Raw genomic sequence first — 24,582 nt, forward strand, 5'->3', positions numbered from 1 at the left:
AGTTGGCGAATCAACTCCAGCGCATATTTCCTCTTCTACAATGAAACAGCCCTGCCACGTCTTGGTCGTGTTCTAGACCTGTGGAATAAGGAATAATGGAAGAGACGTTTTCAAACCAGGATCTCTCTCATGGTTGTCGAACCCATTCTTTGTCCTAGCTGTGGCAGTGAAGATGTGGTCAAGCATGGTCAGTTGGAAGAAGGCAAACAACGCTACAAGTGTCGGAATCTGAATTGTTCTCGACGCACCTTCATCCGGCAGTATGCGTATCGAGGCTATCTACCCGAAGTGAAGCAGCAGATCGCAGACATGGCAACCAATGGCAGTGGCATCCGAGACACCGCCCGTGTGCTGAGAATCAGTCCGACGACCGTAATTGAACAGCTCAAAAAAAAGCCCAAAACTGAAAGCGGTGAATGAAGCGCGTCTTGCCCAACTAGAGCCAACTCAAACCATCGTAAATCTTTGTCAGTGGGAAGATACGGAAGCAGAACTAGATGAAATGTGGAGCTTTGTGGGTTCCAAGCGACAACAACGGTGGCTCTGGCACGCGATTGACCACACGACGGGAGCAGTGTTGGCGTATGTGTTGGCAGAACACAAAGATGCAGCCTTTCTCGAACTGAAAGCGCTACTTGAACCTTTCGGGATTACCCAGTTTTACACCGATGGCTGGGGAGCCTATGAGCGCCATGTCGAACCCGTGTTTCATACCGTGGGCAAGGTGAATACTCAGACGATTGAGCGCAAACATTTAACGTTGCGAACTCGAATTAAGCGATTAGCTCGCAAAACCATTTGTTTTTCTAGATCCGAGTGGTTGCATGATGTAGTCATCGGGCTATTCATCATGCACGCTTCGCGTGAGCCGAAGGCAACGAGTTGCGTTTGGACTATCCATTTAAGCGCAAACAACACCTCTAGGACATTACCCAGCACTTCGAGAAGGTGTGGTGACCCAAGCTTTTCTACGGTTTTATGCAACCTTGAGGACATCGGTCTACCACAATCTCAACATACCAGGGGACAGTGTGGCTCAAGCAAGATTCATTGAAGCAATCTTTGGAGTGAGTGCTTAAGACAAAACAATTAGCACACTTTGTTTGTCACTTCAAAAAATTTGCAACAGAACCGGGTGAGTAGCGTCTGGCTAACGTGTTTTGCTTTTTCACAATCAAATTATCTACTATCCGCAATAAGTACGTTAACTCGATCAAGTTACCGTACTTATCATGTAGAATTGGGAATAACGTGTTGATCTGAATCTATGAAAAGTCTCAATATTGCCCTAGCCTAAAGCGGTTTAAACTCTAGGATTGTATTAATCTACCAAAATCTTATCGGTTAACCGTAGTATATTCAATTTCAGCCAAAATCTTTACTTCTATAGCAATCCCGTGGAAATGTCTTCAAGAATGCAATATGCCCTGCTAGCGTTGATGGAACTCGCGACTCATGCATCTGCAAAAAATCCACTCAAGATCAGTGAGATTACGGCAAAACAACCGATTCCAGAACGGTATTTAGAACAAATTTTCACCAGTTTACGGCGCGAGGGAATTGTTCAGAGCCAGCGAGGAGCGAAGGGAGGCTATGTCCTGGCTCGTGAACCGCGGCAGATTACAATATTGGAAATCTTAATGATTCTAGAAGGAGAGCAGGCGAGAGAACCAGAATCTTCTCAAACTGCCACGATTGAAAAAGATTTAGTCTACGAAGCTTGGCAACAAGCAACTCAATCTGCACAAGAGGTTCTGAGCCGCTATACGCTTCAAGACTTGTGCCAACGACGTGACCTGCTTGGGCAAACCGATCCGATGTACTACATCTAATCAATGCACTTCTCTTAATTTTGCTTCGAATCTCGGTCCTTGCACTAAATTATCTAACGCGGCAGAAGGCCGCGATCGCGGACTGAAAGTAGATTCGTTTAATCTGGGATTGATACCAGTTTTATGATAAATTTTAGTGATTGTTTTGAAAAAGAAAGATATTTGAATTTATTGAAAAAGGTATTTACTCTAGAGAAGAATTCTGAGAATTTCTGACTGTGAGATCAAATTCAGTCCTCGACAGAATGCAGGTTTGAAGTAGCTTGAATCCACTATCTCTTCAGCTTCACCATGTTTCTGGAACTATCATGTAGAAGTGAATACGCGCTTTTAGCGATGTTAGAGCTAGCATCTAACTACAACAGTGGCGAGGCTCCTCTCCATATTCGACAGATTGCGGCTTTGCAAAACATTCCTGAGCGCTACCTAGAGCAGGTATTAGCGGCACTTAGGCGCTCTGGGTTAATTGTTAGTGAGCGGGGCAAGAACGGAGGCTATTTACTGGCTAGAGAGCCTAGGCATGTAACCTTGTTGGGCATCGTAAGCTGTATGCAGGGAGAAGATGTTCTAGACCTGGAGAATGGCGTTACCCTCAAAACTGTCACAAGTTTTGAAGTCTTAAAGATTTGGCAAGAGGCAAAGCAAGCGAGCAATGCAGTGTTAGAGCAATATACGCTACAAGACTTATTAGACAAGCGTAACAATCGACGACAGCCCGCGGTTATGTATTACATTTAGCGGCTCTTATGTTCGTTAGGGTTAATCCTGACCTAACTGAGCTAAAAACGCTGTTAATAAAACAAGCTTTAATACAAGCGACACACTATTCTTAATGCCACGGCTTACCAACCATTAGCGTAACGAGTCAGAAAAGAATAATGCAGCCTCAACGCTTTATGCGTCTGCGTTAATTCTCTCTACTTTGCTACTGAATGCAGATAAACATAGAGCTAAAAGCTGCTATTTATAAACTCAAATTGTTCTAGTCTACGGTAAGCCTAGCGGTGTTTGGTATTTTAAGCCGGTTTGTTAGTATCGCATAGTTCAAGTTAAAGAACAAGTACAAATTTTGCTTGTTCTTTAACTTGAATTGTGACATCCTGAATGAATCTACAATAAACCGATAAATTTACCGTAGATTGAAGCCGGATAGTCTTGATTGGAGAAATTGAAATGATGATCTTTGGGAGTTTAGCAAAGCCAATTGCACTTGAACTCGATCGCTCAGACGCTACCAAGTTCCAAAGCAGAACGCTTTTGCAGTTTGGAATTGCTTGGGGCAAGCGCCGATGGTGGCATACGAAAGCGCTTTTGCCTATCCTGGGAATCATGTTTTTGACGGTGGTTTGTCTGATGTTTCTACAGATTCACTGGATTTCTAAAAAGCTTGTTACAGCGTTTGCTAAATTGTTTAATTCGGTTCAAGGATCCATGTAAGGGCTGATATATGTGGGGCTAGAATTCTGCTCACAACTAATTTAGAGTTGCCATAGATTGAGCTTTTAGGATAGTTAAAAAATTAAGAGCCAGCAATCAAAATCTCTTCTGACTACTAGCTGTATTAAACTTATGACCCGCTTTAATCGTCTAGCTCTTCGGCAGACAGAGTACTAGGAATGCGTGAGTTGATAAATGTTTGCGAGATACTGGGGATTGAGGTAGTTTCACCTTCTTTGAAATCTTTCAATGGTGGAACATTAAAGACAATTTCTCCTGTATCAGAATTACGTTTCGCTATAAGCTGAGTGCCATCCATAATTTTGAACACGGAGGCAGTGGTAGAATCAATTCCTGCTGCTTTGATTCCACTGGGTAGATAGACTCCAGCGCAATCCCAGTTGTCGGGTGTGGTTTGTCCATCGGCCAAGAAGTAAAGTGTCCCGTTTGTAAACTTCGATTCTTCTGAAGCGGGACCATAGATCGCTAACGTGTTTCCTGTTTCATTGCGGCACTGTCCCCACGTAACTCCTGACGCGATCGCAGCTTTCTGAAGTTGTAATTCATCAATTTGTTGCTTCAAGGCGGGTGTAGAACCGTCCGATTCTCGTTCTTGAAGTAAGCGATCGAGCGTTTTTGTCACTTGAACGTAGTCTGCATTTTTGCTGACTTTAGGGCGATCCGCCCAAGAAGGAGAAGCGATTGTGAGATTAACTAGAAACACCACGATTACCAGCGTGATTTTCAAAAGTTTCATATTGGGCACCTCGTAAATTGAAAGACACTTGAGCCAAAGTACAGAAAGCAAAAAAACTGTGTTGAGCGAGCTAATTTGTACTTCTAACCAGCACAGCTTCACTGTAACCAACGATATTCATAGAATCAAATGTTCTTTTTTTTTGAAATAATAACCTCAGCTAATTGAACATTTTAGCTATAGAATTAGAGGCTATTTTAACCAGAACTTGAAGAGTGAGAACGACGGTTTTTTCGGTTCTGGCGCTGATAGCTATCTGTAAGAGATACAGGTCCCAATCGATTATAGCGATGAGCTAATTTACGAACCCAATCTGCTGAGAATCCTACAGCTTCAGCAACTTGCTCAACCGTCATTGTTTCTTCTGAATAACTTAAAAGCTTGATAGCTAACCAATAGCTCTTAGTTTTTAAACTTCGGCACATTTCATAGCGCCGAGTTAATTCTGCGTAATCTAAATGGGGGATGATTTGAAGGCGATGACGAGACATAATAGCTTGCTGAGATGGGCAACACGGCTGAGGGAAAGCTATAAATTTGGCTTTCCCTCAGCTAAATTCTTCTGCCACGTTTCAGAAGGATTTAGAGTGAGGGCAATCTTCACAGCGATCTACAACGGCTACGTTCGGCGTTAAAACACTTTTAGTCCAAGATTTCCTTGCTGAGCGGTTTTGCATCAATCTCTGTTTGAGACCAGTTTGGAATTGCCCAATTGACTTGTCCTGCTTGAAACGTCTTGGCAGGAAAGGTATTGAATTCGATCGCACCTGTCTGCGGATTGGCTCGGGTCACCAAGTGCGTGCCGTCAACAATCTTAAGGGCAGAAGGGGCTGTGAGCGTTTGTTCAGATTGATTGGGAGAGATCGCTACGCTTGTTCCGCTGGGCAAGTAGACGCCATCACAATCCCAATCATCGTCTGTAATTTTTCCCGATCCAAGAAAGTAAAGAGAAGTCGGAGATTTTTTGGGCAGATTGGCATAAACGGCAAGCGTGTGTCCAGTTTCATTGCGGCATTGCGCTCGCTTTGTCGCCGTTTGCATGATGTGTTGCTGAAGCTGTAGCTCTGCTAATCTCTGTTGCAATTCTTCTTGCGTGTAACCGAGTTGTTCAGACGTGTTCTTTGACTGCAAGAGTTGATTGATCGACTGTGTTACTTCAGCGTAGTCTGCACCTTTAGTGAAATCTTTACCTGCCCATGAAGGAGAAGCGATCGCAAAGTTTACCAACATCACTAAAGCAACTACAACAAACTTGAGGAATCTCATGAGCGTCTCCTTTTAGGAATGAAGAAAGAGGAATGACAAGAAAGATCTGCGAAGGGTGCTAATTTTTTCGACTTGTAGCATGACAACTGCACCAGAGCCTAGGGTTCTGACTAATTTCAAAAACCACAGCCCTACAATCACTAGCGTTAGAGCCGCTAAACCCCGATTTTCTAGCGTATGGCTGTCGATTAGAATCAGAACACCCAATCCGATTAGGACGAAGGGAACAAGATGATTGCCATAGCGGGCGAGTGTATCTGCGATCGCAGGCACCCGAATCAGTTGATACGCGGCATAACACCAAAGGCTCACCATCGAGAAAAACACTCCCAAAATCACAAGTAGACTGTCCCAAGTGCAGTTAGCAAACAAGGGAACATAAATTCCGACATTATCGCCACCATTGGCAAACGTTACGGCAGCGACACTGTAACTTTGGGGGGAGAACAGCATAGCTAAGGTAGAATTTTCAGCTTGTGCTGTTTCAGACTCGTTTTCAGGTTCATCCGTATTCGGAGTTAGCAGCCGACTCATTCCAATCGCGATCGGAAGAATTCCTAACATGCCTACCCAATCGCGTGGAAACACTAAACCACCAAAGAAGCCTGGAAGACTAGCTAACACTAGCGTCGCAAATCCGAGATATTGACCTATGATAATGTGGCGGCGGCGGAATACTGCATTAATCTGAGAAAAGAACAGGAGCAGAATCACAATGTCATCTAAGTTAGTTGCAATGAAAGCAGTGATTCCTGTAGGAATTGCTGTGATGAGCTCATTCATTGCTATTCACCTTGCTGTTCTGTGCGAGTTTCATTAACCTGAACAGAGTTAGTGCTTTGTTCATCGCTCATTGCAATAGAGAACTTGTGTTTTGTTTGCAAGTGAGAATCTGCTAAGGAACTGATCTCTGTTAAATACTGAGAATTAAGAACAGATGGAACAAGCATCACCGAAGGCTCTTTAGGCTTACGATCATCTCTCAGCGATTCTGTGGGTTCAACGCTTAGGTTTGCTTCGCTTGTGAGGTAGCTTCGCGACGGAACATGAACCATTGGTGCTGCATGAGCGGCCTGTTGTTGCTTTAACACATCCATCAGTTCTGAAATTTGGCGCGATTCCTGCGAAGTTGACCGAAGCGCTAATTGCAAGTCATCCATTTTTTGATGTAGCAACTCGATGCTCTGGTCAGCTTTTAGGTTGATCTTGTGGTTAATTGCAGCACTTTTGCGATCTTCGTCCGATTGACGATTCTGACTCATCAACACAACAGGAGCGGTGTAAGCTGAGGCAAAGGAAAATACTAAATTGAGCAGAATGAAGGGTGACTCGTCCCAGTGAGGAACTCCAGGCAAGCTGTTTGCGCCAATCCATCCTGCGAGAACCACGCTTTGAGCACCGATGAATGCCCAGGAGCCAACTCTAGCTGCCATTGCATCAGCAAGGCGCTGTCCAAATGATTCATTTTTTTGATCAGATTGCTCTAAGTTCAACTGATTCTCACAGATGGATGGTGTTTGACATTGTGTTTTCTGCTTCGTTGAATTCATGGAGTACCTCGTTGAAATTAGAGTTCAATTGACCGATTGCAGGAACGTTGCTTTTGTTCGAAATTAGCTTTGAACAATCTATGACAATCTCAGTTAGAAACTTTCAAAAGTCAATTTTTAGATGAACGCTTAGATTACTAAAATTGGCATTTCTCAAGCGTTGCGCTTAAACTTCATCGAGTGTTACACGCTTTTTCACTCTACGCTTTCATCTAATTGACTTGCTTGACTGAACATGGCTTTACTTTAAGCGGATAGATTTATAGAAGCAAACGTTCTTTTTTCTTAAAACGATAAGTAGAAGTGATTAAGCCAAGAACGGTGAACCAATTTGCTGAGGAAAGACAAAAAAATAGTAGAGATACCTTAATTGCATCTCTACTTATCAAACGTAGATTATCTTTAATCTTTGTCGTTAATCTACTTTGCCTGGGCTTCTTCCACCTCATCAACGGTCAATGCTGTTTCGCTGGTTTTCTCATCCATTGAAGTTGGCTTGACCAAATGCGGTCGAATAATTAGGCTGACCCCGATCGCCCAAGCGAGTGACACTAACCATCCTGCCAAAATATCACTAGGAAAATGAACGCCGAGATAAAGCCGAGTCCAGCCGATCGTTATGACAAACAATCCACCAATGCCTAGCACCCATCCGCACCAAGCTGTTCCCCATGTCAAAACTACCAATGCAGCAATCAGGCTCATGCTCGACATCGCATGACCGCTGGGAAAGCTATAATCAAATTCGGACTTGAGCGAGTTCCATAGATGCGGACGCACACGATGCATAAATTCTTTTGCTGTGCGGTTGATGATAACACTGCCCAACAGTGTCGTTAATAAGTACGTGAGCGATCGCCATCGCTTCAACTTCAACAAGCTGATGCCAACGATTGTTGCAACCGGAGTCACTCCCCAAAATACACCCAGTTTAGTAAATATTTTTGCAAATACATCGAGTTGAGGTGTTGCAGCAGAATGAACAGCGAATAGGATAGGAATATCCCAAGGAAAGCTAATTTGGTTTTGCCAAATCACGATCGCAAGCTGCTCAAAGACGAGTAATGGCAAACAGACACCCATTAGAAGCAGAAGTAGCGATCGCCAACGGGCAATCAAAAACTGTTGGAGGAAGCTAAGAAAGGAGGTTGGACGCTTCCAGAAATTAGAGTCGCGCATTCTCAGAAAACTGAAAGTATGGAAGACCGGCAGAACTTCGCCCACATCTTATCATGCTGATTGGATTCATCAAGCGAGCAGCGGGCAAGCTGGCTTGATGACACGGATGTTGTCTCGATTTCATTTAATTTGGCATTGTACATGGAGGTTTTGCTCTTAGATCTGCGATCGATTCAACATCGAGATTCTGCAGAAGCGTAGACTTCGGATGTTGCTGGAATCTGATCTCTTTAGATGTGACAGGGTAGTTATGCTATCGAATCGTTATGCTATCGAATTTTTCTCTCACTACTCCCGCATCGCCTGAAATTAGTAGTGCCAGCTATCTCCTTCAGCATTTGGTTTTCCAATCAGTTTGATGCCTAAGGTTTGTAGGTATAACAAACCGCTGCAAATTTTCTCAGGAGTTCCATTCAGCTCTAGGTCGAACAGCCCTTTCTCATGAAGATTAGTTCCTACGATCGCGCCAGTAATATTAACCACTAGACTATGCTCAGAAATCAGGCGAGAAATAATCGGTTCTTGCTGATACTGATGGGGAATGCTGATATGAACACGAACATGGGTCATATTGCAAGATCTAGAAGCATTTGAAACGAGCATTAGATTCGGTCTTGTAGCTAATTAAAATTGTGTTCACCTAAACCGCGATCGCGGTTTAGTTCGTGAAAGTAAGTCGTTCCGTCACATACTCTCAGCATTGTTTAGAGATGAATGTCTAATTTGGTTTCAACAGCTTGCAGCAGCTCTCTAATGTGCTCGACAAAATAGCTTCTTTTACTAGAATTTGCTTTCACTTATTTGATTCACTTATTCGGATTTTGCACAATCCGTTGCCGTTCTTCCCGCATTTAACGTTTTCAGTTAATTTCTCCTCCAGCCAGTGTTTTCCTTTTAAAGCAAGGCTTACAGGACTGTAGTACGCATAGTCAATCCAAATGGTATCTAGCCGAACCACTTTTAGATTGGAGCGATCGCAGCTTCCTAGAAAGCCAACGTAAAGAATAAGTGCAAACGTTGCCAGCCATCGCGGTAAAGTCAGTTGTCTGAGCAATCTGAGTAAGTTGAGCTTTCGCTCTTTGTGGGTAAACTCTTTGCGGGTAAACATAGTGATCTTCGGATGTTAGAGAAATGTCAAGTTCTCGCTCTAAATTTCCAATCATGGCATAGCCTTTTTAGAAGTATTGCGTTACACAATTTCGGTGATGAATCAGATTGGCAGAAGAGAGAAGTAGCAAATGGGTCAGGAGTTAACCCATTTGCTACTGGCAAGTGGAGAACAAAAATAGTTCAACGCGCCTGAACCGACACTTTAGATCCTGCTGATAAAAATCCATCACGCTAGTCTGAAGCGAGTTAATGAAGCACAAGTTCTTGACTGCTTTCTGTATGGTCTTGATCAACATCTGCTTTATTAAGAATCCGTTTGAGAATGTGATCAGCGATCGCGGCAAATGCAGCATCTCCGCGGTGGCGCGGACGGGAAAGCACAATCGGTATATTCATCACGATTTGACCGGATTCAATCAGGATGACGCGATCGGCTAAGGTCACTGCTTCCTCGACATCATGAGTCACCAGCAAGGCGGTAAATTGCTGCTCCTGCCAAAGCTGTTCGATTAACTGCTGCATTTCAATTCGCGTTAGAGCATCCAATGCACCCAGCGGCTCATCTAGCAGTAACAGACGAGGTTCACTGACCAACGCTCTAGCAAGTGCCACCCGTTGACGCTGCCCGCCAGAAAGCACAGCGGGATACTCCTTTGCTCGATCTGCTAGTCCAACTTGCTGAAGCGCCCATTTCGCTTTACTTCGCCAGTTATTTCGTAAGCCTAATCCAACATTTTCTAGCACTCGTTTCCACATCAGAAGCCGCGCATCTTGGAACATCATTCGTGCTGATGGATCGACACGTCGCACGGGAGTTCCATTCACCAGCACTCTACCCTCTGAAGGACGGTCTAAGCCCGCAACGAGGCGCAGTAGCGTGCTTTTTCCACAACCACTGCGTCCAACGATCGCAATAAACTCTCCTGGCATCACTTCTAAATCGACTTCCCGCAACACCTGCTGATCGCCAAATCGCTTGGTGAGGTTTAGAACCTTTAAATCGGCTCCATTAATTGATGTCATCGGACAAAACCCCTTGTTAACCCCTGTAATGGAATGTGTGCAATTCAAAGTGTCATCTAAGTTAACTGGTAACTGGGATGCCACGCTAACAATCTCGCTTCAAAAAACTTCGCCATTGAATCTGCAAGTTTGCCAAGTAAGGCATAGATGAGAATGCTAAAGACGACCACATCGGTTTGCATAAATTCGCGAGCATTCATCGCTAGGTAGCCAATGCCTGAATCGGCTGCGATCGTTTCTGCAACAATCAGGGTTAACCAAGTAATTCCTAGTGAAAACCTTACCCCAATCAAAATAGAAGGTAATGCATTGGGAAGAATAACTTGCAGAAATAATTCCCAGGGCTTTAATCCATAGACTTTACCCATTTCCAACAGCCCAGGATCAACAGTGCGAACGCCATGGAAGGTGTTGAGATAAACCGGAAATAAAACCCCAAGCGAAACTAGAAATAACTTTGCTTCTTCACCGATTCCAAACCATAAAATCACTAAGGGAATCATGGCGAGATGAGGAACATTTCGTAACATCTGCAATGAGGTATCTAACAGTTTTTCAGATACATTAGAAACGCCATTGATGATGCCTAGTGTGAACCCAATTCCGCCACCAATTAGGAAGCCAGTCACGGCACGGCTTGCGCTCACGCTAAGATGCTGCCACAGTTCCCCAGTACTTGCTAAACGAATTCCGGCCAGCAAAACGGCAGTCGGTGCAGGCAAGATACGAGTTGAAAGCCAGCCAACCTGTGCCAATAACTGCCAAATCACAATCAGCAGAATGGGAACGCCCCAAGGGATGAGTTGATCAAGTCGTTTGTTGAATCGTTTTTTCATATAGTAGCCCTTTTTAAGGGATAAAGTTTTGGGTCAGTCTAGATTTGGGACAATCTTTGGGTCAATCTACTGTGGCAGCAGCTTTTCTAGATTGCAATGAAAATTTCTCATTTGCGACGATTTCCCCAAACGGACTAATGACGTGCTGCTCTTCACGCTTGGGCAAATTCTCCAATGGCAATCGAGGAAAAAGCAGTTCAGCTACACGATACGCTTCTTCTAAATGGGGATAGCCAGAGAGAATAAAAGTTTCAATCCCTAAGTCAACATATTCCAACATACGAGCAGCAACAGTATCGGGATCACCGACTAACGCTGTGCCTGCGCCCCCTCGTACCAAACCTACACCAGCCCACAAGTTTGGACTAATTTCTAACGCTTCACGGCTACCGTCATGTAGCTGAGTCATTCGGCGTTGACCTTCTGAATCCATTCGAGCATAAACTTTTTGGGCAGTTGCGATCGCGCTTTCATCGACATAGCGAATTAACCGATTTGCCGCCGCCCAAGCCTCATCTTCGGTTTCTCGCACAATCACATGTAGCCGAATGCCAAACCGTAAGGTTCGCCCTTCTGCCTCTGCTAACTGGCGAACTGAAGCAATTTTTTCTGCGACTCGCTCCGGTGGTTCACCCCACGTCAGATAGACATCCACATGCTTTGCAGCAATCTCTTGAGCAATGGGAGACGATCCGCCAAACCACAAAGGCGGGTAGGGGTTCTGCACGGGTGGAAACAGTAGTTTGCCATCGCGAACATCAAGATAATCGCCCTGAAAATTTGCACTTTCTCCGGAGGCGATTTTGCGCCACACGGTTAGAAATTCATCGGTTAAACGGTAGCGATCGTCATGGCTTAAATGCACGCCATCTCCGGCGAGTTCGACGGGATCGCCGCCTGTAACAACATTGATCAGCAACCGTCCTTCAGAAATTCGATCGAAGGTTGCCGCCATTCTTGCAGCTACCCCCGGCGACATCAGCCCCGGACGAATTGCCACCAAAAATCGCATCTGTCGCGTTACAGCGGCTAATGCCGATGCCAGCACCCAAGCATCTTCACAGGAACGACCTGTCGGCAGCAAAGCGCCTGCAAACCCTAATTCATCGGCTGCTTGAGCAATTTGCTTGAGGTAAGGAAACGTCGTCGCTCTGCCCCCGATCGCGCTTGCGAGATAGTGTCCGTCTCCGTGAGTTGGAATAAACCAAAGTAGTTGCATGAATTGTCTCTTTGCTGGTTTTCTTCAGATTTCTATGGTGTTGTTTGAGCCACTTCTTTTACGTCGATCGCTTTTGGCAGCAGCTTTAATTTGAGAAACGTATTAGCAATGTCTTGTTGATATTTCACAATATCTGGACTGATCGACTGGACTCCAGAAGGACGACGTTGCAGCACTTCTTCTAGCGTTGCCACATCAATTCCCAGTTCCGGCGAGAGAAGTTTTGCAGCATCAGTGACGTTCTCCTTTGCCCAGACATCCGCTTTCTTGATTTCTTCAAGTACAGTCTTGATTCGCTCAGGATATTTGTCATTAAACGGCTTTGCCGCTAAATAAAACTCTCGATTGGCAACAAGTCCTTCTCCGTCTCTAAGAACCCGCGCCTCAGTCGCTCGCTTCGCGGCGCTAAAAAATGGATCCCAGATCACCCAAGCATCCACACGGCCCTGCTCGAAAGCGGCTCTTGCATCCGCAGGCGGCAAGAACTTTAGCATGACATCTTCGTATTTCACACCTGCGTCTGCCAGAGCTTTCACTAACAGAAAATGGACATTCGAGCCTTTGTTGAGTGCGATGGTCTTTCCTTTGAGATCGGCTACCGATTGAAGGGCAGAATCTTTGCGAACTAGGATGGCTTCAGCCTTGGGGTTTGGGGTTTGGCTTGCAATATAAAGCAAGGGTGCGTTTGCCGCTTGGGCAAAGACGGGGGGTGCTTCCCCCGTGTGTCCAAAATCAATACTGCCTGTGTTCAAAGCTTCTAAAAGTTGCGGTCCTGCTGGAAATTGAATCCACTGAACTGAGATACCTTGTTTTTTTAACTGTTGATCTAGGTTGCCGCGTGCTTTGAGGATATTGAGTGTTCCAAACTTCTGATAGCCAATCCGAACCAACTGTCCTTCGTTATTCTGACCAGCATTCGTACTGCTTGCAGGGGAGGAATTAGGCAGATTCGAGGTCAGTTGATTTGTTGAATTGCTTGGTGTGCAAGACGCGATCGCAACACTCAATCCCAATCCGATCGCGAGCAATCCAGTCGAAGATCGGGTGAGAGACGGGTTCGGAAGCTTTCTAGACATCATTAATACAACTTACTCCTGCAATAGCAATTGAAACAGCAGACAACCTTTACTGCCTGAGCCAATTTTTTAGACATGAATTGTGACGAGAAATACAGGGTAGCGATCGCACACCGTAAAACAAGTGCTTCGTAATCTACGGTTAACCGATCAAGATACAGTATTTATTTCGCTAAGTTAGGAGTATGCCATAGCTGATCCAGCAATTCAAGAGTTTTCAGAAAAAATACGACATCTCTATAGACGAACCGTAGATTTTTGATGACAATCTAAAGGTGAAGCGACAAGATCAGCGTCTGTGGCAGACTTGTCAATTTCAGTAGACTTCTTGCAAAAGTCTGAGAACTGAGTAGAAGTAGGTTAAGGAGGGAAAGTCGATGACCTACGAGCAAGTTCAAGATTTCAGACCAGAAGCGTTCAAACGGCTATGCGGAGTGCGTCCGGAGACGTTTGCCGAAATGGTAGCCGTGCTGGAAGCAAAAGCTCGACAGAAGCGTAAGCCAGGTAGACCGTCAAAGTTGAGCATCCCGAATCCATTACTGATGACGTTGCAGTATTGGCGAGAGTAGCGCACGTATTTTCATATTGCTCAATCGTGGGGGGTAGATGAATCTACTGCCTACCGAACTATCCGGTCTGTGGAAGAGACCCTAATTGGGTCAGGGCGCTTCGCCTTGCCTGGTCAGAAAAAGCTGTACGCTAGCGAGCATGAACTTGAGGTACTCGTGGTCGATGTAACCGAGACTCCGGTGGAACGCCCTAAAAAAAGGGCGACAATTCTACTCCGGTAAAAAGAAACGCCATACGCTCAAGTCGCAAGTCGTGGTCGACCAGTCAACCGGAAGGATTATTTGTACGGCTTTTGCCAAAGGTCGAGTGCACGATTTTCGCCTCTTCAAGCAGAGCCGTCTTCCCGTGAGTTCCAAGATTCAACTGCTGGCTGACAAGGGCTACCAAGGCATCCTCAACCTGCATTCCAACAGCCAGACCCCTAAGAAAAAATCGAGAAAGGCAGCGTTGGACAAACCGGATCGACACTACAACCGTGATTTAGCACGACGGCGCGTGATTGCCGAACATGTGAACCGCCGCTTGAAGATCTGGCGCATTGTGGCAGAGCGCTACCGCAACCGTCGTAAGCGGTTTGGTTTACGGTTCAACTTGATTGCAGATTTGTACAATTATGAATTAGCCATGCTTCACACATCTACTTCAGACCTAGATTCGTGACTTTTGCAAGAAGTCTAGTATTTTGGTACGAGGTTCTAATTGATAAATGTTAAAGTGGCATTAAAATTTTCGGTTTACGTTGGTTAACGTAAACAAAAACCTCAAGTATCTAACAGCCAATCCTTCTAAGCCGCAGTGACGAGGAATCAATCTTTGCTGATCCCCCTAAAGGGATTCGGGTAAAGAGCTTCTTGGCACTCGGCACCCACTTCAAATTTAGAATCCGACTTTGCATACGCAATGCATAGCAAAACATAGCCCGCTGCAATTTGCTCTGGCTTTAGACAACGGGCTTCAGTCTGGTCTACTGTGCCTTGAACTAACTTAGCAGCGCAAGTGATGCAAACACCATAGCGGCAGCCGACGGGTAAGCATAATCCGGCTTGCTCGATCGCGTCTAAAATGGTTTGGTTTTCAGCGACATCGATCGTGATGTTGTTCCGGTTGACTAATTCAATCCGATGCGTTTTCACGATTAAATCCAGATATCCGAAGTAGTGTCTCCGCCCGGATAACGCATCTCGTGGGCACGAGCCGGACCCTTCGGTTCTTTGCCAAAATCAATGTAAAAATCTTCATTGATCGAGAGTCCGCCGTTCTCAGTGTCACAATCGATTTGCAGCAGGTACGAACCCGTTTTGCTCATTTCTGGATAGAATTGATTATCCCACGTACTAAAGAGGGAACTCGTCACGTAAAGCCGCTTGCCATCTAAACTCAGTTGCAGCATCTGCGGACCTCCGACGAGTTTACGACCTTTCACTGCAACACTCTTGCCTAGTAGGCCACCGCACCACACTTGCCCTGTAAGTTTTGGCTGAGCCGGATCACGAATGTCGTATTGGCGAATGTCGCCGTGGAGCCAGTTGGAAAAATAGAGATAGCGATCGTCAAGTGAAATTAAAAGATCTGTAATCAATGATGGCACCGGAAATGCCCATCCTTCAAGCTCTACAGGCGGCACATCGACAACTTTACTCACCGCCCACTGTCCGTTTTCTTTGCTCCAATGCCAAATATTACTGCTGAGTGCAGCACCAACATAACCATGTGTGCTGTCAGGATTGTGATGAAACCGAACTTCTAACGGAATTAACCCTTCCTCGCCTAAATCAATACTTTGGATAATGTCATGCTTCTGCCAATCCCAAAAGTGGAGTTGATGCCCATAGTGATCTGCCGAAACATCATTGAGATCAAAGCCTGGATAAAACGTTTTGGGCGCACCCCATTCACTACTGACCATGACGTTATGACGCGGTTGATACCAGAAGTCGTAGTTGAACTTCATCGCATCGGCGTGATGTTCCCACCGCCCAGCAATATCAAAGTTGTCATCGAGGAGTAAAAAGCCACCGGGACCATTGCCTTCTCCATCTCCCAACATCGAAATCATGATTTGACTATTGGCAAGACAATGAACGGTATGAGGTGCAGTAAGATTCGTTTTTGCTTTGATTTCCTCTGGCTCAATCACCTTATGAATTTTGGGAGCCTTAGCATCGGCAGTGTCAACAATGTAAATACGGCTAGACCGAATCGCGGGAATCACTAAGAATCTGCGAGATTTAGTCGCATCCTCATGACAAGAACTACAGGCATTCCAGCCGAAGTGGTGGAGTTCATCACCAATGTAGGGCATCGGTAGGCGATGAATCACTTGGCCGTAAGTGGGAGAGTTTGAATCGACATCGATCGTAGCGAGATAGTCGGGTTCCTCGATGCTAGTTCCGGTATAGAGCGCGATCGTATACAACAGCTTTTCCCGCTCTGCTTTGATCGCCGCCTCTGGGGAAGCGTAACCTGGTCCACAACATGTATGTGCCATGAGAGGTGCCTAAATGGGTACTAGAGAGTATGTCCTAGAACTTGTATTAATTAGACTGGCGCTCCTGGTTTAGAAGCTGGAAGTAGCGCTCTGAAAGTAATGTTAAATACTAACTCAGCTCTCCTGAAATTGAGTATACTACGGTAAATCGGTAGATTTATGCGTTTTGAAGGAGTTTGAAAAATCTTCAGAAGCCGTGAACCTCGCTCAAGCTTACGATTCGTGAAGAAATCGTGCGATCGCCTATGACTGTAAACTCTGCTAAACAAGTCCCTGAATTTAGAGCAACCAAAGCGACGAGTAAAAAAGATGTCTATGCTTTTACTCGGATTTTGATTTTGCTCATATTGCTTGCGCTGCTCTCTACTTTCTTTGTGGTTATCGAAGCGGGACAACGCGGTATATTAATGCAGTTTGGCGAGGTGCAAGAGCAAATTTTAGGCGAAGGCATTCATGTCATCATTCCGATCGTCAACACGGTCGAAACATTGAGCGTTCGCGTGCAGAACCACAAGATTTCTGCGGAAGCGTCCTCCAAAGATCTGCAAGATGTTTTTACCGATGTTGCGCTGAATTGGCATATTATTCCAGAGGAAGCAAATATTATTTTTCAGCAGATTGGCAGTGAAACCGCCATCATCGAACGAATCATTAATCCAGCAGTTGAAGAAGGGCTGAAAGCCGTCGTCGCGCAATATACGGCTGAAGAGATTATTACTCGAAGAGGAGAAGTCAAAGCAGGGGTAGATCAGGCGCTAAACACGCGACTTGCCGCCTATCACATTGCTATCGATGATATTTCTCTGGTGCATGTTCATTTCTCAGAGCGATTTAGTGATGCAGTTGAAGCAAAACAGATTGCGGAACAAGAAGCGAAACAAGCAGAATTTGTGGCGCTAAAAGCTATTAAAGAAGCAGAAGCAAAGGTTAATTTAGCGAAAGGAGAAGCGGAAGCACAACGCTTACTGCGCGAAAATCTCACCTCAGAGTTATTAGAAAAGCAAGCGATCGAAAAATGGAATGGAAATTTACCGTTGATCATGGGCGACAACGGGACAAAGGTGATCGACGTCAAGCAACTGATGAAGATGCAGAAGCTAACACAGAGTCAGAAATAGAGGGTCAGAAACAAAGGAAATTCACGTCATTAGCATTTGTTCAAATGCGATCGCGAGTTGGGTTTGAAATCGCTCTCGATGCTTCAGCTTCCAAACGGGCTGCACAATTTCTAAAATCGATCCCGTCCCTTTGCGGCTATTGGTAATCTCGATCGCCCGTAGCGTCGAAAGCTGTAACTCCTTTTGCACCATCAATTCAGGAATCGCAGCAGCACCCACGCCACTTTCAACCACAGCCTTCACCATTTCACTGGTACTAAAGACCAAAATCACATTTAGTTGATTCCGATCGATGCCCCAACCTTGAAGCGTTTGCTCTAAAATTTGCTGCGTTCCCGATCCTGGCTCTCGCATCACCCAAGCCGTTTTCGTCAGCTCTCTAACACAAATCCTAGCGCGACTAAACCAAGGATGAGATCGACCCACCACAATTTGAAAGCGTTCCGTTCCCACCACTTCTTGATCTAGTGCCGTCTTTAGCGAAGATTGGATATCTCCTGTGACTAAACCGAGGTCAAAAAATCCGGTTGCTGTCCCTTCACAGATTTCCTTCGCATTCGCCAACGTACAATTCACAGTGATTCCAGGATAGGCAATTTTGAATTGGCTAATTTTTTCTGGCAGCCAGTAGTTTCCAATTGTCAGACTTGATCCCAATCTCAATTCACCACGTTGAAGATTGTTCAGTTCACGCAGGCCTCGCTCGGTCAACGCTACTTGATCGAGAATTTTCTGTGCCTCCATTTGCAGTAGCTTTCCCGCTTCGGCAATCTCAACCCGACGACCGACACGATGGAATAATTTCACGCTGTATTCTTCTTCCAGGCTTTGAATTGCCGCACTGACAGCGGGCTGAGTAACGTAAAGTGCTTCAGCCGCTCTCGTAAAATGCATGTGTTCTGCAACGGCTAGAAAAACTCTTAATTGTTCCAGAGTCATTTCAGTTCTTAAAGTTTTCTAGTCAAGATTGTTAGGGAAAACCTATCGCTCTAAACTCCTAAAAAGCGATGCGAGTCTAGGGGTTTTCAGTAATTCGTGTGCAATCAATAGAAGGTGATACCCGCCGCTTGAGGCTTACTCTAGCTCTAGTTGCTGTGCCAAGAGCATTTAAAGAAAGTTCAATAGCCAGGTTTCGGATAAAGGGATTTTATCACAATGACAAAAAAGAGTATTTGCTTCTATAAATTCTGCTGCGTAGAGTGATGTTAGTGATTTCTACAACGGCTCATGACACATCAGAGATAACTTGATTTGAGTGAACGGATGATATCTGAGCCGAGAATTTTACAACGCTGGGAAAGTTAAAGATGACGAGTGAAATAGGGCTACAGCAGAGTTCGCATGGTTTAAAGCCTGCCTGCCTTTCGTTCGGCGAGGTTTTAGCTCAATCCTTTGCGGTCATCGCCCCAACAACGATTCCTGCATCTAATATTGGCTTAATTGTTGCGCTTTCTGGCAACGGGACTTGGTTGAGCTTTCTGATTGGTTTGGTGGGGCTGGTGTTGGTCAGTCTTAATATTAATCAGTTTGCCAGCCGATCAGCATCTCCGGGATCACTTTATTCCTACATCGTAAAAGGATTAGGTCCGACGGCAGGCGTGGTGTGTGGCTGGAGTTTAGTGTTGGCATATTTGTTTACGGGAATGGCCGTACTATGTGGCTTTGCTAATTTCAGCGCAACATTGATTGGGCATTTAGGCATCCATCCATCTAGCATTACCTTGCTCGCGATCGGGGCTGGAATTGCTTGGTATGCCGCCTATAGCGATATTCAGCTTTCCGCGATCGCGATGCTTTGGTTAGAAGGGCTGTCGATCGCCTTAATTTCGCTCTTGGGGATCATCATTTGGGCACATAAGGGCTTTGCGTTAGATATGTCTCAACTGACACTGCAAGGAGTCACACCTGGAACTGTGTCAATGGGACTTGTTCTAGTGATGTTTAGCTTCTCTGGCTTTGAGAGCGCCACATCGCTTGGAGATGAAGCGAAAAAGCCCTTACGCACCATCCCAAAAGCTGTGATGGGGAGCGTTGTTCTGGCGGGTCTGTTTTTCACGGTGCTGGCTTACATTGAGGTCTTAGCTTTTAGCGGAACTGGCGTTGCGATCGCTAACACCGAGCAACCTCTTGGATTTCTTTCTCAGCAAGCCGGAGTTGGTTTTTTGGGAGAACTCGTCACCATCAGTGCGTTGTTTAGCTTCTTTGCTTGTGTTCTCGGAAGTATTAATCCAGCCGCAAGAGTTGCATTTTTAATGGCGCGTCATGGATTGTTTCATTCCTCAATCGGTGAAACCCATTCCTCGAATCGGACACCACACATTGCTGTTACAGTCTGTTCGTTGCTGATGTTCCTTGTGCCTGCGGGAATGTCCTTATTCCACATCAAGCTGTTCGAGAGCATGGGATATCTGGGCGCAATCTGTAGCTATGGATTCCTGACCGTTTATACTTTGATCTCGATCGCAGCTCCGATGTACCTATATCGCATCCGAAAGCTGAAGGCGCGGCACGTTGTGATCTCAGTATTGTCGGTTGCATTTATGAGCATTCCAGTTCTAGGTAGTATTGGCATTCCAGGAAGCAATTTATTTCCAGCGCCAGAAGCACCGTATGATGCATTTCCCTATTTGTTCTTGATGTATTTGCTCGTAACCTGTGGATGGTTTGTGTTGCAACGGATACGTTACCCAGAAGTTGCCCGATCGATGGTTCGCAGAATTGACGAAATTCACGATCGATTCGCAAGCCCCATCCTCCCATCAGTCATCCCTGAGCAAATTCGTCCACGTCTATCGAGCCACCGTCAGCATGAAGAGGAGTAATCACACGTTATGGATGAACTAGTTCGGGCATTTCCAACCGGGTTCACGGCTTTTACAGCCACCAACATGGATGACATTATGATGTTGCTGCTGTTTTTCTCTCAAGTGGATGCCGTCTTTCGGCATAAACACATTGTGGCTGGGCAGTATCTGGGCTTTGGTGCGCTGGTTCTTGCGAGTCTTCCTGGCTTTTTTGGGAGTCTGCTTCTTCCCCAACCTTGGATCGGAATGCTTGGGCTTGTGCCGATTTCGATTGGGATCAGTCGCCTTCTTAATCAAGACGATGAGGAAGAAGTGGAACCCGAAACGCCGAACAATTCACTGTTCTCCAGTATTCTTTCGCCACAGACCTACAGCGTTGCTGCGATCACGTTTGCTAATGGTGGCGACAATATTGGGATCTATGTGCCGTTATTCGCGAGTAGTAGTCTAGAAAGTTTGATCGTGATCCTAGGAACCTTCTTTTCGTTGGTTGGTGTTTGGTGTTATGCTGCATTTCAACTCACTCGGCTTCCGGCGATCGCAACGACTCTAACTTGCTACGGGAATTCTCTTGTTCCCTTTGTGCTGATTGGGTTAGGCACATTAATTCTCATTGATAGTCACACGCTCGAAAATCGTGGGTTAACCGTTCTGACGCTAGTGATCAGTTGCATTTTTCTACTGACATTCAGCATAAACAACAAACGCTCTGAGACCATTGCGCCAGACGCTGAAAAAAGCTAGAGAATTGAATCGAGAATGAGTTGGCTGAATTAACGCAAGTAAGCACACCATTTTACTTCGATAGGACTTTTCACCGATCATGCCCTTTGTTTTAATTGGTTTAAGCGTATGTATGCTCATCGACAGCAGAGCATTTGAGCTTCTCTTCCGATTCTAATCTCGTTAACGTTTTGCATTGCTTAAGGAAGAAAATTATGAACCTAATCAAATTCATTTTCGTTGCATTGCTCGTTTTAATTAACGTTGTCATTGCTCCATCTGCTTGGGCAGATGCAGGCAAATTCATACGAACGCCTGAGTATGCCGAAGTAACCCAAGCGATCGACAATCTTCTCAACTCCCCTGAACAATCCGGTTTGAGCGCAGAGAAAATTCAGCAAAAACTGGGAGGTTTACGGTTAGAGAAATACATCATGGAAACGGCAGAAGATCGATCGCAGTGTCGCAATGAAACCGGAAAGACTTTAGCCGTTTACACCAAATCCAAAAAAGCCCCTGCGAATCAACCCAGCACACTCAACTATTTAGGTGCAGGTCAGGAAACTGATGATGACTATGCCTGTGAAGGAATTTATCTTCCCAGTGGTGGCAAACTTGCTCTCGCGCCGACTGACACTCTGGATCTCACAGAGGCGATCGCGCTTAAAATTGTCCCTGGAACTCAGTTAGTAGCGAAAACAAATCCTGCGGGCGCGATTGATCTCAATATTTCCCCTGCAAAAATTCTCAAAGCAGGTGAAGGAAGTTTAGCAATTCCAAATCTGACTCAAGCAGATATTGATGCTCAAGTGCCGAATGCACCAACGGACTAGGTTCGAGTCAGCCAGAGTATGAACTTTAGTATGAACCCTTACAGGAGCAAAACCGCTAAGCTGCTACATACTCTGGCAAATCCCTTCATCAACAGACAATTTGCCTGTACTGGTGCGCCTTCGCTTCGGAGCTTGAAAAGCAATCGCTCTGGCTGCACCAAGACCTTGACTGCGTGCGAATCGAACATCATTGAGGGGGTATTAATGTTGCTATCGTCTAAATCTGAAGCATCCAAACCAGAGCCAGACCAACCTCGCCGCTTAAATCCAAATCGAATTCGAGATCATTTGGCAAATGAGCGCACTTACTTATCGTGGATGCGGAGTGGAATCGCCTTGATGGGATTCGGTGTTTTAATTGTGCGGATGAGAATTGTGCATCCTCCGCTTGCAGCTCAGCCTCCCGGAAATGGCTGGAAATTGGGACTCGCCTTCTCAATTGTTGGTCTTCTCTCTGTCTTACTTTCTACTCAGCATTACTTTGTGGTGCGCGATGACATTGAAGAAGACACGTATGAGCCACCTGATCGATGGGTAATTATTTCTAGCCTTGCGGTGGTGCTTTTAGGAATGGGAGTCATTTACTACATCTTTTCGTTTCCCTCTACTCTGGCAGGGACAGCAATCATAGAATAGGGTGCGTAACAGGTTCGACGCAAATCAGCATTCGGAGCTTTGCAATGGTAGAAACTGTGCTGCCAGAATTCAAATTCGGTGTCAAACTTGCTACTCCTTACTTGCTTACTGCCGCCGAATTGATATTAGCGCTGCTGAGTGGTCTTGGATTGACGGCGCTTGGAGTTGGTGGCGGCGCTTGGATACTGGGTGGAATTATTGGGGGCGCGATCGCATTCTATCTTTACCGTTCTCTCCTCAGCTCCCAAGCTCAACCCAATCGCAATTCTCGTCGGCTCGGACAAATTCTAGTTGGGCTTGCCATTGGCTTTTCCATTCAACACAGTAATCTGTTCGCGTTGTCACTTCAGTTGCCTATTTTTCTGCTGATGACGCTATTTTTAGTGTTCAGTGGTGGCATCATTGGCTATTTCTACTCTCGAATCGAAAAAACAGACTTACTCACTGCATTACTTGCTACGGTTCCTGGAAATATTGGTGTGATGGCAAGTTTGGCCGCAGATTACGGTAGAAATACATCTCTTGTTTCTCTCGTTCAGTTAATCCGTTTTACTGCGATTATTCTATTTGTTCCAATTATTGCTAATGTTTCCAACTCACGTGATATTACTCCTATCTTTTCTTCCGTAACTCGTGACTTACTTAAATTTGATTTAACCTATTTATTTTTACTGATTTTATTACTAATCATTACTGCATCAGCCGTTCATCTCGGTAGAAAACTCAAATTTCCTGTCGCGGCTTTCTTTTGCTCTATCCTGGTCGGCTTACTGTTTAATTCACTTTTAGCATTTCTAACATTTATTCCTCATGTCGATTTTAGTCTTCCGCTTTTGGTGAAATTAGTGGGTCAAGCGCTTTTGGGCATCACGATCGGAGAATATTGGGCAATCAATCCTCGTTTAGAAAAGCGCACCGTCGCTTACACTGCAATCCCTGTCACGCTGACGTTTTTAGCAGGATTCCTTTCAGCCGGAATTGCCAAACTGTTGACTCCGTGGGATTGGCTGACGTGCTTACTCGTCGCTTCTCCAGGTGGATCTCCTGAAATGATTTTGATCGCGTTAACCTTGCATCACAATGTTGAAGTTGTGGCAGCCAGCCACCTGGTGCGATTAACGACAATTAATTTAGCGATTCCAGCCTTGATCTCTCTAGTCTGTCATCTAGAAAATCGTGCTAATAAACTAATTTCAAGCTAACCATCATTAAAAGACTATAGATAATCGTTTGAAGCGTTCGTTGCGGCACAAACTGGCAAAGTTGAGCGCCTACCAATACTCCTGGCACTGAACCGAGCCAAATGAGTCCAACTAAGCTCCAATTCACCGTTCCCAAGGTGAGATGCCCTAGGGATGTAAAACTCAACAAAATTCCTGCTTGAGATAGATCGGTTCCGACTAATTTTTTGGCGTCAAGCTGGAAAAATGTCATGAGGGCAAGGGCAAACAGCGAACCTGAAGATACGCTGGTTAGACCGACAAGACACCCTAGAAACGCTCCCACACCCATTGTTAAGGCTCGTCCTGAATGAGTTTCTAAGTCAAACTTAGGCAGTTCAGGAAGTTGGACATTTGGAAACACTGCGAGAAGCAATAACTTTGTCAATCCGATCGCGGTGACGAGTAAGATTGTGAACCCTAGCGCTTTGAGCAAGGTAGAGTCAAAATCCAATGTCTCAATCCGTCGGATAGAGTGCAAAATTCCTACGCCCGATAGTGTCCCCGGAACGCTTCCCATCGCTAACCATTTCACAATTTTGATATCAAGGGTTTGTTGTCGCCAGTGCTTGAAGCCTCCCACAACTTTCATCAGCGTTGCCGCCCAAATATCAGAACTGACTGCGATCGCGGGGGGAACCTGAAACACAAAAATCAGCATCGGAGTGATGAGAGAGGCTCCCCCAATTCCGGTTAGACCGACAACAATTCCTACAAAAAAGCTGAGAAATGGCAGCAGTAAGTAATCCATAACACTCTCTAAACTCAGGACATGAGGGGGCGCGATATGAATGAACTAGGTATTTCTAGACGCAGCGACTTGTACGAACTTTTGAAACTTTGCAACAAAAGTTCTTGTAAGTTCTAGCTGAGAGGTACGATTTGCGCGATTTCTATGACGTTGT

The 24,582-nt window shown here is 45.4% G+C and carries 25 protein-coding genes and 2 pseudogenes; 11 read left to right on the top strand and 16 right to left on the bottom strand.

Annotated features, from left to right (window positions below; translation table 11 throughout):
- Window positions 1–129 precede the first annotated feature (129 nt).
- From AC5I6P_RS07570 to AC5I6P_RS07585, 4 genes and pseudogenes are all read left to right on the top strand, one after another.
- Window positions 130–850 (top strand): annotated as a pseudogene (locus AC5I6P_RS07570) (IS1 family transposase); the annotation flags it as partial.
- A 553-nt stretch (window positions 851–1,403) separates the two neighbouring features.
- Entirely contained in the window at window positions 1,404–1,832 is a 429-nt protein-coding gene (locus AC5I6P_RS07575) for an RrF2 family transcriptional regulator (RefSeq protein ID WP_495693144.1), read from the top strand.
- Window positions 1,833–2,168: 336 nt separating this feature from the next.
- Window positions 2,169–2,570 (top strand): RrF2 family transcriptional regulator, encoded by a 402-nt coding sequence (locus tag AC5I6P_RS07580; protein WP_495693145.1) that lies wholly within the window; start codon window positions 2,169–2,171, stop codon window positions 2,568–2,570.
- 435 nt (window positions 2,571–3,005) lie between these two features.
- The gene (locus AC5I6P_RS07585) at window positions 3,006–3,269 is read left to right on the top strand and encodes a hypothetical protein (protein ID WP_495693146.1); all 264 of its coding nucleotides are present in this window, start codon (window positions 3,006–3,008) and stop codon (window positions 3,267–3,269) included.
- A 142-nt stretch (window positions 3,270–3,411) separates the two neighbouring features.
- On the opposite strand, the gene AC5I6P_RS07590 is transcribed toward AC5I6P_RS07585, so the two are convergent.
- The 12 genes from AC5I6P_RS07590 to AC5I6P_RS07645 form a co-directional block, all read right to left on the bottom strand.
- The gene (locus tag AC5I6P_RS07590) at window positions 3,412–4,026 is read right to left on the bottom strand and encodes a hypothetical protein (RefSeq protein ID WP_495693147.1); all 615 of its coding nucleotides are present in this window, start codon (window positions 4,024–4,026) and stop codon (window positions 3,412–3,414) included.
- A 197-nt stretch (window positions 4,027–4,223) separates the two neighbouring features.
- On the bottom strand, window positions 4,224–4,517 hold the full coding sequence (locus tag AC5I6P_RS07595) for a helix-turn-helix domain-containing protein (protein ID WP_495693148.1): 294 nt from the start codon (window positions 4,515–4,517) through the stop codon (window positions 4,224–4,226).
- A 151-nt stretch (window positions 4,518–4,668) separates the two neighbouring features.
- Window positions 4,669–5,292 (bottom strand): hypothetical protein, encoded by a 624-nt coding sequence (locus AC5I6P_RS07600; protein ID WP_495693149.1) that lies wholly within the window; start codon window positions 5,290–5,292, stop codon window positions 4,669–4,671.
- Between the two features lie 12 nt (window positions 5,293–5,304).
- Window positions 5,305–6,075, bottom strand: coding sequence for a cadmium resistance transporter (locus AC5I6P_RS07605; RefSeq protein WP_495693150.1), 771 nt, complete (start codon window positions 6,073–6,075; stop codon window positions 5,305–5,307).
- A 2-nt stretch (window positions 6,076–6,077) separates the two neighbouring features.
- Window positions 6,078–6,842 carry a DUF1003 domain-containing protein gene (locus tag AC5I6P_RS07610; RefSeq protein ID WP_495693151.1) on the bottom strand — a complete coding sequence of 255 codons (765 nt, stop codon included), beginning with the start codon at window positions 6,840–6,842 and terminating at the stop codon, window positions 6,078–6,080.
- Between the two features lie 420 nt (window positions 6,843–7,262).
- The gene (locus AC5I6P_RS07615; RefSeq protein WP_495693152.1) at window positions 7,263–8,021 is read right to left on the bottom strand and encodes a phosphatase PAP2 family protein; all 759 of its coding nucleotides are present in this window, start codon (window positions 8,019–8,021) and stop codon (window positions 7,263–7,265) included.
- Window positions 8,022–8,330: 309 nt separating this feature from the next.
- Window positions 8,331–8,591: an NIL domain-containing protein gene (locus AC5I6P_RS07620; protein ID WP_495693153.1), complete on the bottom strand. Its 261-nt coding sequence runs from the start codon at window positions 8,589–8,591 to the stop codon at window positions 8,331–8,333.
- A gap of 223 nt (window positions 8,592–8,814) precedes the next feature.
- Window positions 8,815–9,129, bottom strand: coding sequence for a hypothetical protein (locus AC5I6P_RS07625; protein ID WP_495693154.1), 315 nt, complete (start codon window positions 9,127–9,129; stop codon window positions 8,815–8,817).
- Window positions 9,130–9,377: 248 nt separating this feature from the next.
- A complete protein-coding gene (locus AC5I6P_RS07630; RefSeq protein WP_495693155.1) occupies window positions 9,378–10,154 on the bottom strand; it encodes an ATP-binding cassette domain-containing protein in 777 nt (258 codons plus the stop codon).
- 56 nt (window positions 10,155–10,210) lie between these two features.
- On the bottom strand, window positions 10,211–10,990 hold the full coding sequence (gene ssuC / locus AC5I6P_RS07635; RefSeq protein WP_495693156.1) for an aliphatic sulfonate ABC transporter permease SsuC: 780 nt from the start codon (window positions 10,988–10,990) through the stop codon (window positions 10,211–10,213).
- A gap of 61 nt (window positions 10,991–11,051) precedes the next feature.
- Window positions 11,052–12,209, bottom strand: coding sequence for an FMNH2-dependent alkanesulfonate monooxygenase (gene ssuD / locus AC5I6P_RS07640; RefSeq protein WP_495693157.1), 1,158 nt, complete (start codon window positions 12,207–12,209; stop codon window positions 11,052–11,054).
- Window positions 12,210–12,241: 32 nt separating this feature from the next.
- The gene (locus AC5I6P_RS07645) at window positions 12,242–13,288 is read right to left on the bottom strand and encodes a sulfonate ABC transporter substrate-binding protein (RefSeq protein ID WP_495693158.1); all 1,047 of its coding nucleotides are present in this window, start codon (window positions 13,286–13,288) and stop codon (window positions 12,242–12,244) included.
- Between the two features lie 374 nt (window positions 13,289–13,662).
- Here AC5I6P_RS07645 and AC5I6P_RS07650 point away from each other — a divergent pair.
- A pseudogene (locus AC5I6P_RS07650) lies at window positions 13,663–14,515 on the top strand (IS5 family transposase).
- 146 nt (window positions 14,516–14,661) lie between these two features.
- On the opposite strand, the gene AC5I6P_RS07655 reads toward AC5I6P_RS07650, so the two are convergent.
- Both AC5I6P_RS07655 and AC5I6P_RS07660 read right to left on the bottom strand, forming a co-directional pair.
- On the bottom strand, window positions 14,662–14,988 hold the full coding sequence (locus AC5I6P_RS07655) for a 2Fe-2S iron-sulfur cluster-binding protein (protein ID WP_495693159.1): 327 nt from the start codon (window positions 14,986–14,988) through the stop codon (window positions 14,662–14,664).
- Between the two features lie 2 nt (window positions 14,989–14,990).
- Window positions 14,991–16,343 (bottom strand): selenium-binding family protein, encoded by a 1,353-nt coding sequence (locus tag AC5I6P_RS07660; protein WP_495693160.1) that lies wholly within the window; start codon window positions 16,341–16,343, stop codon window positions 14,991–14,993.
- 245 nt (window positions 16,344–16,588) lie between these two features.
- On the opposite strand from AC5I6P_RS07660, the gene AC5I6P_RS07665 reads away from it, so the two are divergent.
- Window positions 16,589–17,461 (top strand): prohibitin family protein, encoded by an 873-nt coding sequence (locus tag AC5I6P_RS07665; RefSeq protein ID WP_495693161.1) that lies wholly within the window; start codon window positions 16,589–16,591, stop codon window positions 17,459–17,461.
- Window positions 17,462–17,482: 21 nt separating this feature from the next.
- Here the strand turns inward: AC5I6P_RS07665 and AC5I6P_RS07670 are convergent, their stop codons facing one another.
- Window positions 17,483–18,400 carry a LysR family transcriptional regulator gene (locus AC5I6P_RS07670; protein ID WP_495693162.1) on the bottom strand — a complete coding sequence of 306 codons (918 nt, stop codon included), beginning with the start codon at window positions 18,398–18,400 and terminating at the stop codon, window positions 17,483–17,485.
- Between the two features lie 368 nt (window positions 18,401–18,768).
- Between AC5I6P_RS07670 and AC5I6P_RS07675 the strand changes: the two genes are divergently transcribed.
- The 5 genes from AC5I6P_RS07675 (at window position 18,769) to AC5I6P_RS07695 (ending at window position 23,659) form a co-directional block, all read left to right on the top strand.
- The gene (locus AC5I6P_RS07675; RefSeq protein WP_495693163.1) at window positions 18,769–20,283 is read left to right on the top strand and encodes an APC family permease; all 1,515 of its coding nucleotides are present in this window, start codon (window positions 18,769–18,771) and stop codon (window positions 20,281–20,283) included.
- A 9-nt stretch (window positions 20,284–20,292) separates the two neighbouring features.
- Entirely contained in the window at window positions 20,293–21,009 is a 717-nt protein-coding gene (locus AC5I6P_RS07680) for a cadmium resistance transporter (RefSeq protein WP_495693164.1), read from the top strand.
- A 194-nt stretch (window positions 21,010–21,203) separates the two neighbouring features.
- Window positions 21,204–21,821 carry a hypothetical protein gene (locus tag AC5I6P_RS07685; protein ID WP_495693165.1) on the top strand — a complete coding sequence of 206 codons (618 nt, stop codon included), beginning with the start codon at window positions 21,204–21,206 and terminating at the stop codon, window positions 21,819–21,821.
- A gap of 204 nt (window positions 21,822–22,025) precedes the next feature.
- Window positions 22,026–22,457 carry a YidH family protein gene (locus AC5I6P_RS07690; RefSeq protein ID WP_495693166.1) on the top strand — a complete coding sequence of 144 codons (432 nt, stop codon included), beginning with the start codon at window positions 22,026–22,028 and terminating at the stop codon, window positions 22,455–22,457.
- Window positions 22,458–22,501: 44 nt separating this feature from the next.
- Window positions 22,502–23,659 carry an AbrB family transcriptional regulator gene (locus tag AC5I6P_RS07695; RefSeq protein WP_495693167.1) on the top strand — a complete coding sequence of 386 codons (1,158 nt, stop codon included), beginning with the start codon at window positions 22,502–22,504 and terminating at the stop codon, window positions 23,657–23,659.
- Here the strand turns inward: AC5I6P_RS07695 and AC5I6P_RS07700 are convergent.
- Window positions 23,637–24,428 carry a sulfite exporter TauE/SafE family protein gene (locus AC5I6P_RS07700; protein WP_495693168.1) on the bottom strand — a complete coding sequence of 264 codons (792 nt, stop codon included), beginning with the start codon at window positions 24,426–24,428 and terminating at the stop codon, window positions 23,637–23,639. The genes AC5I6P_RS07695 and AC5I6P_RS07700 overlap by 23 nt on opposite strands.
- Window positions 24,429–24,582 lie beyond the last annotated feature (154 nt).

It is taken from the genome of Myxacorys sp., assembly GCF_059501405.1.

Bases quoted from the DNA above. Each gene is read 5' to 3' on its own strand.
- AC5I6P_RS07685 (WP_495693165.1), top strand. From the start codon at position 21,204: ATGAACCTAATCAAATTCATTTTCGTTGCATTGCTCGTTTTAATTAAC.
- ssuC (WP_495693156.1), bottom strand. From the start codon at position 10,990: ATGAAAAAACGATTCAACAAACGACTTGATCAACTCATCCCTTGGGGC.
- AC5I6P_RS07690 (WP_495693166.1), top strand. From the start codon at position 22,026: ATGTTGCTATCGTCTAAATCTGAAGCATCCAAACCAGAGCCAGACCAA.
- AC5I6P_RS07615 (WP_495693152.1), bottom strand. From the start codon at position 8,021: ATGCGCGACTCTAATTTCTGGAAGCGTCCAACCTCCTTTCTTAGCTTC.
- AC5I6P_RS07590 (WP_495693147.1), bottom strand. From the start codon at position 4,026: ATGAAACTTTTGAAAATCACGCTGGTAATCGTGGTGTTTCTAGTTAAT.
- AC5I6P_RS07575 (WP_495693144.1), top strand. From the start codon at position 1,404: ATGTCTTCAAGAATGCAATATGCCCTGCTAGCGTTGATGGAACTCGCG.
- AC5I6P_RS07695 (WP_495693167.1), top strand. From the start codon at position 22,502: ATGGTAGAAACTGTGCTGCCAGAATTCAAATTCGGTGTCAAACTTGCT.
- AC5I6P_RS07600 (WP_495693149.1), bottom strand. From the start codon at position 5,292: ATGAGATTCCTCAAGTTTGTTGTAGTTGCTTTAGTGATGTTGGTAAAC.
- AC5I6P_RS07680 (WP_495693164.1), top strand. From the start codon at position 20,293: ATGGATGAACTAGTTCGGGCATTTCCAACCGGGTTCACGGCTTTTACA.
- AC5I6P_RS07580 (WP_495693145.1), top strand. From the start codon at position 2,169: ATGTTAGAGCTAGCATCTAACTACAACAGTGGCGAGGCTCCTCTCCAT.
- AC5I6P_RS07620 (WP_495693153.1), bottom strand. From the start codon at position 8,591: ATGACCCATGTTCGTGTTCATATCAGCATTCCCCATCAGTATCAGCAA.
- AC5I6P_RS07700 (WP_495693168.1), bottom strand. From the start codon at position 24,428: ATGGATTACTTACTGCTGCCATTTCTCAGCTTTTTTGTAGGAATTGTT.
- AC5I6P_RS07585 (WP_495693146.1), top strand. From the start codon at position 3,006: ATGATGATCTTTGGGAGTTTAGCAAAGCCAATTGCACTTGAACTCGAT.
- AC5I6P_RS07595 (WP_495693148.1), bottom strand. From the start codon at position 4,517: ATGTCTCGTCATCGCCTTCAAATCATCCCCCATTTAGATTACGCAGAA.
- AC5I6P_RS07610 (WP_495693151.1), bottom strand. From the start codon at position 6,842: ATGAATTCAACGAAGCAGAAAACACAATGTCAAACACCATCCATCTGT.
- AC5I6P_RS07605 (WP_495693150.1), bottom strand. From the start codon at position 6,075: ATGAATGAGCTCATCACAGCAATTCCTACAGGAATCACTGCTTTCATT.
- AC5I6P_RS07675 (WP_495693163.1), top strand. From the start codon at position 18,769: ATGACGAGTGAAATAGGGCTACAGCAGAGTTCGCATGGTTTAAAGCCT.
- AC5I6P_RS07660 (WP_495693160.1), bottom strand. From the start codon at position 16,343: ATGGCACATACATGTTGTGGACCAGGTTACGCTTCCCCAGAGGCGGCG.
- AC5I6P_RS07665 (WP_495693161.1), top strand. From the start codon at position 16,589: ATGACTGTAAACTCTGCTAAACAAGTCCCTGAATTTAGAGCAACCAAA.
- AC5I6P_RS07670 (WP_495693162.1), bottom strand. From the start codon at position 18,400: ATGACTCTGGAACAATTAAGAGTTTTTCTAGCCGTTGCAGAACACATG.
- ssuD (WP_495693157.1), bottom strand. From the start codon at position 12,209: ATGCAACTACTTTGGTTTATTCCAACTCACGGAGACGGACACTATCTC.
- AC5I6P_RS07625 (WP_495693154.1), bottom strand. From the start codon at position 9,129: ATGTTTACCCGCAAAGAGTTTACCCACAAAGAGCGAAAGCTCAACTTA.
- AC5I6P_RS07630 (WP_495693155.1), bottom strand. From the start codon at position 10,154: ATGACATCAATTAATGGAGCCGATTTAAAGGTTCTAAACCTCACCAAG.
- AC5I6P_RS07645 (WP_495693158.1), bottom strand. From the start codon at position 13,288: ATGATGTCTAGAAAGCTTCCGAACCCGTCTCTCACCCGATCTTCGACT.